This window comes from Ammoniphilus soli, assembly GCF_040813775.1.
The window spans coordinates 1-11,082 of sequence record NZ_JBEGDL010000071.1 but is presented as its reverse complement, the minus strand read 5'-3'; the positions used below and the strand labels follow the sequence as shown (position 1 = coordinate 11,082).

9 protein-coding genes are annotated in these 11,082 nt (G+C 40.6%); 1 reads left to right on the top strand and 8 read right to left on the bottom strand.

Annotation, left to right across the window (positions count from 1 at the left end):
- Positions 1-327 precede the first annotated feature (327 nt).
- The gene (locus ABLT31_RS37550) at positions 328-1,179 is read right to left on the bottom strand and encodes a MurR/RpiR family transcriptional regulator (RefSeq protein ID WP_367760834.1); all 852 of its coding nucleotides are present in this window, start codon (positions 1,177-1,179) and stop codon (positions 328-330) included.
- Positions 1,180-1,391: 212 nt separating this feature from the next.
- Here ABLT31_RS37550 and ABLT31_RS37545 point away from each other — a divergent pair, with 212 nt between their 5' ends.
- Positions 1,392-1,598 carry a hypothetical protein gene (locus ABLT31_RS37545; protein ID WP_367760833.1) on the top strand — a complete coding sequence of 69 codons (207 nt, stop codon included), beginning with the start codon at positions 1,392-1,394 and terminating at the stop codon, positions 1,596-1,598.
- Between the two features lie 204 nt (positions 1,599-1,802).
- Here ABLT31_RS37545 and ABLT31_RS37540 read toward each other — a convergent pair whose 3' ends face one another.
- From ABLT31_RS37540 to ABLT31_RS37510, 7 genes are all read right to left on the bottom strand, one after another.
- Positions 1,803-2,720, bottom strand: coding sequence for a tyrosine-type recombinase/integrase (locus ABLT31_RS37540; RefSeq protein WP_462976593.1), 918 nt, complete (start codon positions 2,718-2,720; stop codon positions 1,803-1,805).
- Positions 2,721-3,453: 733 nt separating this feature from the next.
- The gene (locus tag ABLT31_RS37535; RefSeq protein WP_367760832.1) at positions 3,454-3,765 is read right to left on the bottom strand and encodes an AtuA-related protein; all 312 of its coding nucleotides are present in this window, start codon (positions 3,763-3,765) and stop codon (positions 3,454-3,456) included.
- On the bottom strand, positions 3,734-5,080 hold the full coding sequence (locus ABLT31_RS37530; protein WP_367760831.1) for an acyclic terpene utilization AtuA family protein: 1,347 nt from the start codon (positions 5,078-5,080) through the stop codon (positions 3,734-3,736). The genes ABLT31_RS37535 and ABLT31_RS37530 overlap by 32 nt, the downstream gene beginning before the upstream one ends.
- Before the next feature lie 237 nt (positions 5,081-5,317).
- Positions 5,318-6,790: a sigma-54 interaction domain-containing protein gene (locus ABLT31_RS37525; RefSeq protein ID WP_367760830.1), complete on the bottom strand. Its 1,473-nt coding sequence runs from the start codon at positions 6,788-6,790 to the stop codon at positions 5,318-5,320.
- A 142-nt stretch (positions 6,791-6,932) separates the two neighbouring features.
- Complete coding sequence (locus tag ABLT31_RS37520) at positions 6,933-7,133, bottom strand: aspartyl-phosphate phosphatase Spo0E family protein (RefSeq protein WP_367760829.1); 201 nt, start codon at positions 7,131-7,133, stop codon at positions 6,933-6,935.
- Positions 7,134-7,231: 98 nt separating this feature from the next.
- A complete protein-coding gene (locus tag ABLT31_RS37515) occupies positions 7,232-8,539 on the bottom strand; it encodes a CitMHS family transporter (protein ID WP_367760828.1) in 1,308 nt (435 codons plus the stop codon).
- A 410-nt stretch (positions 8,540-8,949) separates the two neighbouring features.
- Positions 8,950-10,671, bottom strand: coding sequence for a CocE/NonD family hydrolase (locus tag ABLT31_RS37510; RefSeq protein ID WP_367760827.1), 1,722 nt, complete (start codon positions 10,669-10,671; stop codon positions 8,950-8,952).
- Between the last annotated feature and the right edge of the window lie 411 nt (positions 10,672-11,082).

Here is an 11,082-nt window from a genome sequence, read left to right as displayed (position 1 = left end):
GTACATCCCAAAGCATCGGTCAGAAGCGTCGTGTTGAGACGCTTTGCTCTTTCAATAATCTCTCGAGATAAAAGTGTTGGTAAATTCGAGTTCGTCATTTCTATACACCCCTTTAACTTGATTTCAATTAAGTAGTATTTATTACTACCTAAATATGTTCTGTAATATTTATTACTTTATTAACGATATATTAACATTGAAAATTGTAGAAGTAAACCTTTATTTCAACTATGAAGAATGAATTACAGGGATATTTACAAAAAAAAAGTGATGAAAATGAAGAATTCGAATAAATATCGAACGCTTCATTTCCATCACCCATATTACTTAATTATTATGGTGATATTCTATTTCTGTAAGAATGGTATTGATTTTATCCAAGCGATGCTTCGTTCTGTCAGGATAGTTTATGGCTACAGCACTAATAATATAATCGGCCACAAACATCGATGCAATCGTGGAATTGTGGAACGAAATACTGCTAGAGCTACATGGTAAAAACACGTCTGAAAATGGGACCAAAGGAGAAGAATAACTGTCAGTTATCCCTATTACTCTGGCATCGTTTTCTTTAGCTTTTGTAACAAAATCAATTACTCTCCTAGCATACCTTGGAAAACTAATAGCGATAATCACATCTGATGAAGTAAGACCAATAACTTCGTCAATCCAATCGGCTTGATCCGCAATAATCAAATCACAGTTGCCTAATAAACGATTCAGTCCATGCGTTAAGTATTGTGCGACCGGCAATCCGCTTCTTACGCTTGTACAATAAATTCGATTCGCAGAAACAATCATGTTCAACGTATCATTTAATGTCTCTGTCGAAATCATTTCCACAGTGGATTGGATATTATTGATTTGATTTTCTGCACAGCGAATCCATAGATCACTTTCATTTAAATTTTTCAGATTAGCCTCTAATCTCGTTTGAGGGGCTGCCCGATTGCGTAAAAGTTCCTGAAGGCCTTTTTGAAACTCCGTGTAACCAGAATACCCCAGGCTAAAGCTTAATCTCATGATGGTTGTCGTACTAGTACCCACCAGCCCGGCCAACTGATCTACGGTCAAAAAGGCTACATCCATAGGATGCTTTATGATATAGTCAGCTACTCTCCGTTGCGTTTCTGTCAATTCTGATATTTTGTTTTGTAATTTCTGTATTGGACTTTCCATAAACTCTCTCCCCTATTGTAATGGGCGTAAATTTTATTTCATTTCGTTTAACACGAAAAACATTTGTAACATCAACTAGATGAATTTTAACATTTTTATTTTTGGTTGTAAAAGGTTAAACAATAATACCAAAAAATTACAAGGTGATATAAAACAACATATCTCTTTGAAGCCAATGGTGGAACAAATTAAAGGAATTATTCCTGGTACAAGTGTACTATGCAGCACTGTTTGTGATCATTTTAGGGTTGATTCTCTTTTCTACTTCCCATCCAACGACCACGAAAGGCTATTGGCCCAAACTGCTAGTAATCATTAGCGGTACTTTAGGTATTCTCTATGTTCTTTCTATTGTCAACTCTGAAATGGATCGTTTGCCGAGACATGGGAAGCGGTTCAAAGGACAGCACGAAAATTGAAGAAGCGACCAAACCATTCCTTCAAATCAAGCTTTTACACAAGTGAAAAAATGGTTACAAAATGGTGGAGGGGGCACAGCAAGAGGTGTTTTGATTCACCCCGTTTTATTACTAACCTTTAGATTCCTTATCGGCAATAACTTTTTGGAACAGTAATAAGGAAGAGAATCTTAATTTTAACCCCATTCGGCAGAAATCATATCATTAGAAACTGGGTAATGAGTCAACTGCATCAGCTAAATCTTGATAACTATCCTTCAAATACCGAGAAGTCGTTGCAATATTACTGTGCCCTGCTAACCGCCTCACCTTTTCGATATCATTCCCTGTTGCCTTGAGCATCCACTTGCAGAACGTATGCCGAAATTGATGAGGAGTTAATTTCCTCTTGGATGTGCTGTATGATTCGATCATCGTTTGAATCCCCCGGATCGAAAACTGTGGGGACCGCTGGCTATAGAAAACATAGGGAGAATCCGCGACATGTTCCTTTTTGTTGGCTATTTCCGAGCGGAACTTCAACCAATCCTCAAGCTCTTGAAGAAGCGTATTCGAAATGGGAATGGTGCGCACTTTGTTCCCCTTCCCCAAAACCCGGATCCGCTTTAGCTCGAGATCTAGGTCTGTCAATTTCAGGTTAGACAACTCCTCCACCCGAAGCCCGGCATAAGTCAATACATACACCACTGCCCGATCCCGGCGATATTTCTCTTCTGGATCGACCCCCCGGCTGTTCACCGGTGTCTTTCTCATACGAATGAGTAGGTCCTCAAATTCCTCCTCGGTTAGCCACATGATCGTTTCATGATCTTCATCGGCCGACTTTAGATCCTCGATCCCCTCCATCGGGTTATGCTGAAATTTTTTATTCTTTCGGGCCCAGGTGTAAAAGCTGCGTAAAGCGTTCAACCGACGGTTGATCGTGGAAACAGCGAGCGGCTTCCCTTCCGATGGTCTCATCATATCAGCCACCCACTTCCGGATATCCGTTTCCGTTACATAATCCTCTCCCTGAATACCGGTGGCATCAAAAAATTGGTGGAGGTCATTCAGATAGGAAACAACCGTATGGCGAGACAACCCTTTCTTATTTAAATAGGTTAAATAATCGATCAAGATCATATAGCACATCCTTTGACTTATATGCTGAGTTTAAGAGGCTAAAATCACCCCTAAAATCTATCACTTTTCCATATTATATGATGAGTATATCATAGTTTTAAAGACTATGAACATGTATAATGTAAATTATATGTTTAGTTTCTATTAGTGTTAAAAAACTAGATAATACGCTTTCAGCACAAAGAATAGAATAGATTATATTATATTTAATAAAGCACATTTTCCTTAGTAATATGTTAACACGGAAAAATATAAGCAACTAATTCTTTAAAATTTGTAATGGAAAAAAACAAAAAAAACGGAAGTATCTCATGTATACTTCCGTTAGTGAGAGTATGAAAACTTAATCCTACTAATATCAAAAGAATGGGAGTATCAACCACTCCATTTTCCCGCCTATCTTACGAAGCAGAAATAGCAGTGTTTGAAATTTCTGTTTAGCACAAGAGAACTTTCACCTCTCTCCCACCGCTAACAATTCTGGCATTCGTTCAGTAAGAAGTAAGCTTGTTTTTCGCTATCAGTATAACCATATAGTTTCCATCCTTGGACAAGGCAGGTTGCTACCTCATCGATATCTTGATAAATTCTTTCCTCTGTTTGACAATATATAATAAAATACATCTAAAACTCCTCCATAATAAGAAAATAAGAGATATCTTATCTAACTTCTTATTGTTTTTTTCTAGGGAGGACAGGAGTAAAGATATTTATTCCTGTCCTATTTCTGACGCTAAACTTCAATTTCCATCTCCAAAAGAGCATAGCTCAAGCTTTTCCCATGGGTATCCATACTTAAAGATGTAGTCACTCCACCCAGCAACGCTTGTTGGCATACAAACTGCAAGGCAGATATATTAGGGACTTCATAACGAATAATCTCTCCCGCTACAATGTCCTTCAGATGCTTTTTCACCTCTTCTGAGGTTACCTTCTCACACAACATGTCGTAATCTTGTTCGTTATAAGGAATTAGAGAGAGAATCAACGTATTCCCCTTGTCCCCTGCACGACTATGAGCCAGATGATATAATTTCTTTTTCATCCTTTACCTCCCGAATACTGACCTCAGATTTTACCTTTTCTCTTGGAATGAATACCGAGACAATACCGATCACTTCATACACATATTTCCGGGCTCCGCCTCCCCCTGCAGGCCCGGATGTATACAAGGCCTCCACTTCTTCCCCTATGAGTTTTGCTTCCTCCATCGTAGAAGCTCTGCCCGCCACACGCAGACGAATTTCATAAGGTTCGGAATATCCATTGAAGGAAGTTCGATGAACGGATGTTTGGCCAATATAATCCACACGAAGTTCAGAGAATTTTTCCTTTAACCGTGTCCGAATAACTTCCCCCGCCAATTGCGCTCTCGCCAGAGCATTGGCTCCCGCATAAGAGATCTCCCCTTCTCCGATAAAGCCGGCATCATAACCCACACTCACCTTTAAGGTGGAAGGGATATATTTTCCTCGACCGCCTGTCACCTCAACACGGTAAGGAGCGACTTCTTGCAGATGGACCTGAGTAAAATCTGCGGCAATATCCGGCGTCATATACTCAGCCGGATTCGTTACTTCATAAAGGAGTTGCTCTTTCGCTGTCATTAAATTGATCACTCCACCCGTTCCGTCCACTTTGCCGATGATGGCGGTTCCATCTGAATGGACATCCACAAACGGATAGCCTAAATTTGCAAAATCGGGTACTTCTTTCTTTCCAGGATCCGCAAAGTAGCCCCCTGTTATTTGACCGCCACATTCCAAAAGATGGCCAATCACCGTTCCTTGCGCCAGCCGGTCCAAATCATCGAGAGACCAGCCGAAGTGGTGTACCATCGGAGCAACAAATAAGGAGGGGTCAGCTACTCTTCCTGTCACAATGATATCGGCTCCGCTTTCTAATGCCGGAAGGATAGCCTCCACGCCCATGTAAGCATTGGCGGAAATTAGAGAACCATAGACCGATAGGGGTTCCCCGGTTTCCAACGTACGTTGTTCAGGGTGGATATGTTCGAATACATCATCCCCTGTGACAGCGGCAACCTTAATCGAAAGTCCCATTTTATGGGCAAGCTCTACCATTTTTTCTGCAGCCGCAATCGGATTAGCCGCACCCATATTGGTAATCAGTCGAATCCCCTTTTCTTTGATCACCGGCAATAGAAGGTCCATTCTTTTTTCCAACAATGGATCATAGCCGTGATTGGCATTGTGTCGTTTTCTCTTTTGTGCCAAGGCAATGGTTCGTTCCGCTAAACATTCCAACACGAGATAATCCAGATTCCCTTTTTCCGCTAATATGACAGCAGGCTCTAGTCGATCTCCCGAAAATCCCGTTCCTGATCCAATACGAATCATCCTGTTCACCTCACGATGTAGTCATGTAATCCTTTACCTTATAATAAGCAAGTTTTATGCCAAAAAAATAAACGCTTTGGTTAAGCGTTTTCTATATAACTTTATAAAATATTAGAAAAAATGACAGCGAGTTCCTACTATGTCTTTCATTACATTCGCTTAAATCCTAAGAGTTGAAGTATATTCTAAGTCTTTAGAAGGAATCATCCTTTATTCTAAGGTTTTAGAATTTCGGGATCAGGACATTTGATACTTTTTCATTTTATTATAGAGGGTAGCTAAAGAAACGCCGAGTTCCTCCGCTGCCTTTCTTTTTTCATCCAGATCGTCCCCGTACCGTTTTAACGTTTCTGTAATCCATTGCCGCTCTGCTTCTTCCACAACTTCCTTTAATGTCCGGTTTGGCTCCGTTGGAATAGGATCAGTTAATCCTATTGATTTTAAAATCGTTTTCGGTAAATGGTGGGGAAGGATCTCCCATTCTTCTGCCATACAGATCGCGTGATCCACCGCATTCTTTAGCTCGCGCACATTACCTGGCCAATCATATTCTCGAAGTAAGGCTAGCGTTTGATTATTCACCAAATAATGAAGGGGCGGTTGTTCAGATGAAATATGCTTATTAGCGGATCGCACCGTAAAGTCGACTAATTCGGGAATATCTTCCTTTCGTTCACGAAGTGGCGGCAGGTATAGGGTCAAAACATTTAGTCGGTAGTAAAGATCCTCACGGAAAAGATTCTTTTCCACCAGGTGTTGAAGATCTTTATTCGTTGCAGCAATGACACGGACATCGATTTTCTTTTCTTTTGTTTCCCCTACTTTTCGTATGGTTCCCTCTTGTAAGACGCGAAGTAGCTTCGCTTGCAAATCATAGGATAATTCTCCGATTTCATCGAGGAAAATGGTTCCGGTATCCGCAATTTCAAACAGTCCCATTTTCCCGCCTTTTTTCGCATTGGTAAACGAACCCTCTCCATAGCCGAAAAGCTCGCTTTCGATCAATGCCGAAGGGATAGCTGCACAATTGACAGGGACAAAAGGGCGGTCCGAACGCGGACTCTCGTTGTGAATCGCTTGGGCAAAAAGCTCCTTCCCCGTTCCGCTCTCCCCCATAATCAGAATAGGAAGAGTGGAATCGGCTGCTTTCTTCGCCATATGAACGACTTCTTTTAAACCGCCCCGGGACCCAATAATCTGGTCAAAAGAATAGCTGGCATGATATAAGGAGCCTACCGTTCTTTCCCATTGTTTTAACTTTTCTTTATGTCGGTTAAGTTCCTGAGAAAGCGTATGGACTTCTGTAAGTCCTTTGCAAACGGATACGGCTCCTATAATCTGATTGCGCACCCTAATCGGAGCCATATCCACTACATACTCATGGTCCCCTTCTTTTCTATAGATACCGACTCTCGTCTGTCCATCCCGCAAGGTATCGACCAGCACAGAACTAGGTCTTACTTCGCGTAGAGGTCTTCCCAAAATTCGCTCGGGCGCTACTCCCGTAATCCTTGTATATTCAGGATTGATCAGTCTGACAATCCCTTGGTTATCGATGACTAAGACTCCATCATGGATCGAATAAATAATGGCATGCAACCATTCCAACTGTTGCTCGAAAGAAAGGTCTTCTCTAAACTCTTGTAGAAATGGATGATTCATATGTCCTGTTCCTTTCTTCTCCTTTTCTTCATCAAAGCTTTTTTCCATTGTAAACTCATTTCTCGTTTTTTAGAAATACTAAATACCTATATCTTTAAAAAATAAAAATGGCACCTTTTCCTGATTAGAAAGTGCCCCATACTGACCATATGTACGATAAAAAATTTAAAAAAGGCGATCAAAACTTTCTTTAACTACTTGTATGCATTTGATCACCTTGTTGCCTAAGGTAGGCTACTATCTTCTGGAATTCAACGATTAATCCGTCCATATCTTGACTCGCTTGAATGACTGACTGATCCGTTAATCCTCTTTTTTCAACGAGCTCATACATGGCTTCTCGCCGGTTATTGATTTGCTCCGAAAGATGAGTCAACTTATATAATAACATAAAGCTGCCCCTATTCTAATAGAATCTATATCTGGATTTGCAGAAAAGACAAGGGGCGGCGCTCGAAACACTACCCCGTTTTTAAACTCCAACAAAAATTAAAGCGAAATCGCGCCTGTTAACACAGCAACAACGGTCATAACCAAGGTGGTGCCGAATGCCCATTTGAAAATAAAACGCTGATGTTCCCCTAACCCTACTCCGGACATACCAACTAGGATAAAAGTAGAGGCGGTTAATGGACTTAAAGGGAAACCCGTCGTCATTTGGCCTAAAATGGCCGCCCGGCCCACCTCAACAGGATCAATGCCAAAGCTCGTTGCTGTCTGGCTTATAATCGGAAGCACCCCAAAATAAAAAGCGTCGGGGGTAAACACTAAACTAAGAGGCATGCTAACAAGGGCCACTAAGATGGGCAAATGAGCCGCAAGCCATTCAGGAATGAATGAAACCGCACTGGTTGCCATGGCATCAATCATTTTTGTTCCGGTAAGAATTCCTGTGAAAATTCCCGCTGCAAAAATCATCGTAGAGACCATGACGACATTGCTCGCATGACTAGATAAACGTTCCTGTTGATCTTGTAGTTTTGGGTAATTTACTAACAATGCGATTGCGAACGCTATCATAAAGAGGATAGGCAATGGTAACCAAGATTCAATCAGAGCTATGATAAGAACTACAGTTAAGATAGCGTTAAACCAAAAAAGTTGAGGACGCTTCGCTTCTGCTGGAGCTAAAGTAGCCGCTAATTCTGCAAAAGATTCATGCTGATGCTCTTGAAGATTAATGATTCCTAGCCTTTTCTGTTCTTTTTTTCCCAATAAGTAAGAGGCAAATAATACCCATACAACCCCAGCGATCATTGCAGGAATAATCGGGTTAAATAATTGAGCGGATTCCACATTCAGCGTAGTCATTGCCCTAGCTGTAGGACCTCCCCATGGAGCAATATTCATGACACCGGCACCCAATGCCACAGTTCCTGACAAGACCAGAGGACTCATTCCTAGTTTTTTATAAATAGGAAGCATAGCAGAAATGGTAATCATGAATGTAGAAGCTCCATCCCCGTCTAAAGCCACGATCATGGTTAAAATCGCTGTACCTATAACAACCTTTACGGGATCTCCCTTTACTAAACGAATGATACGAGAAATGATGGGATCAAATAGACCGGCGTCTATCATCAATCCAAAGTATAGAACAGCAAATCCTACCATAATTCCTGTAGGCGCAACCTTCTGAATCCCCTCCAACATCATTTTGCCCATTTCCGGGCCAAACCCACCCATTAAGGCAAAGGCAACGGGTACAAGGATTAAAGCAGCTATGACCGACAGACGTTTGGTCATAATTAAAAATAGAAAGACGGCAACAGTTAAAAAACCAAATAAGGCCAACATTAATGACTGCACCTCCATAAACTTGTTGTTATTTTTTCTGGATAACCAAAGCTCACCAAAAAATCCTACACTCTATCTCTATTTGTCCCTCCTCTATAAAGCGCTTATTTTTACCAACTAAATTTGCAAAATCTATGCCAAAGATAAAACCACTCAAATCGAAGCGTTTTCAGTTTTGATTCTAAAATATTAGAAAATATTGCGTGAATCCAATCAGTTTTTTAAATAATACTACCATTTTTACTATAGATCCGCCTTATAAAGCATTTCTAACTTTTTAGAAAAGAAAAGTTTGTTATTCTAATAAATTAGAATAACATCTACTCTAAAACCATCCTGATAAAAGAGAGGGCTGAACCATAAGGACCCATGCCTCACTCCTTATTTTGGTCAGCCTCTTATCAATCTGATTATTTCTTTATGGATGGTATTTCGATGTAAGAATGATGTTTCCCACCGGTTGATAGCGTTTGTTTAGCAACTTTCAACTGGCCTTGCAATCCCCAAATTCCAGCATAATTGGAATGAGGCATGTACTCAGGGAAGTTCGATGAGGAAATATCTACTCGTATTCTAGATCCTTTTTTAATCGTCCAGGTAATGGGCCAGGTTTCAATGTTTACGTCAATCACTTCACCCGGCTTATACGTTTGCGGAGTGGTCGCACCATTACGATAGGCTAAACTCGTAATCCCGTTACGAATGTTATATGCCTTTCCATCAGGAAAAACCTCACTCACTTTGACCGTGAAAGATGTGTCCTCCGCATCTGAAGCAACATACAAGTTCGCTTTTATCCTTCCTGAAAGGCGCAAATCTTCCTTTAATGGTTCTGATACAAATGTAATAACGTCATCTCTGTACCCTGGTGCCTCTTGTAACCTTGGACCGGCCAACGTGAACATACCACCTAGTACAGATTCCGCTCCGTTCGTTAGAACCGGATGATCTGGATCGTATTGATAGCTGATTGTATTTTCTTTAGCAGGAGGATGATGATCCAATCCACCTTGTCCAGTTAAATAAAGTTTTTGGGGTGCGGTTCCATTCTGTTTCCAATTCTTCCATACCCCTTCACCTATCACGTAAGATTCGATATTGCCAGTAGAGTAATTGTAAGGCTCGTCCTTTAAGTGATGATTAAACCACTCTAACTGAGCTTTTAATTGATTGATTGCACCGTTTGGATATTCTAGTTGACCAGCTGACACTTGTACATGATTCCATGGACCGATAACAAATCTACTTTGATCCTTAACCGATTTAGATAAATTATTCCACGCATAGAGCATTCCTTCAAAATGGTGGTCATACCATCCTCCCACGAAGAAAACAGGAACATTCACTTTGCTGGGCATCTTCCCCAATTCCGCCCATAGCCCGGATTGCCAAAAAGGGGCTTCCGGACTTACATTGGTGACCCAGTCTCGATACCATGGAAGCTCCACCCCAAAGATCTCTTGATCCATATTTACCTGTGGCCTAACCATTAAAGCATCCTCATAGGTTTTTCCAGACAATGGAGGCACACCTGCGTTGCCCATCGTCCAACTGGTATATATATCAGGACGAAACATGCCATTATTGTACATTTGTTTATATCGTTCAGTACCAAATACCGTTATAAACATCGTGGTTACTTCCGGTTGATCAGCAATAACCCATTGGGTAAAACCTAAGTAAGAGTTACCATGGGTTCCAATCTTCCCATTATTCCATGATTGTTTTGAAAGCCATTGTAACGTATCAATTCCATCTTTTCTTTCATTTTCAAATGGAACCCACTTTCCCTCTGATCCACCAGTTCCTCGAGCTTCCTGAACAACAGCTGCGTAGCCATATTTTGCAAATACTTTAGCTTTATCTCTCTCACGTGCAGTACTGTTACTATAAGGATTCCTTGTCATAAGAACAGGCCAGGGGCCCTCTCCTTCAGGAAACGCCACATAAGTCTTCAATTTAATACCATCCGACATTTCTACCATATACTCTTTTTCTCCGCCAAATTCATGGGTAGGCGGCGCTAATTCATCGTTTGCCGTAGCCTTCGGTATGTAACCACTAAAAAAGCTTAAAAACATAAAGGTTACAATCATCCCGATCGATACTTTTCTTTTGAAAAATCCTCTCAAAATAGAAACCTCCTTCTTACCTCATGGACTTTATGTATCCTTACAAAAGATACATTTTTCGGGTAGAACACATACTACAGTAAGCGCTATCCAAATATGTTAGTAAAACGATCCCTCCCTGTTTCAAAACTTTTAAACTACTATTTAAATGTATTTGCAATTTTTATGCCATTTTTTATTCGCTATCATACATTGCTTTAGATAACAATTTTCCTAAGAACAAAATAATTCATACAATAATTATTTCAAATCATTTAGAATGGACCAGTATCTAAAAAATGATATAAACCACTCTACTCCTTGTTCCTAAAAAGGAGTAGTTCCATAGTGAATATGGAGGCTACTTCAAATGAAAGTAATGTTTTAGACTAAGCCCCGATAAACAACAAAGTGGCAATCCAGAACGATGAA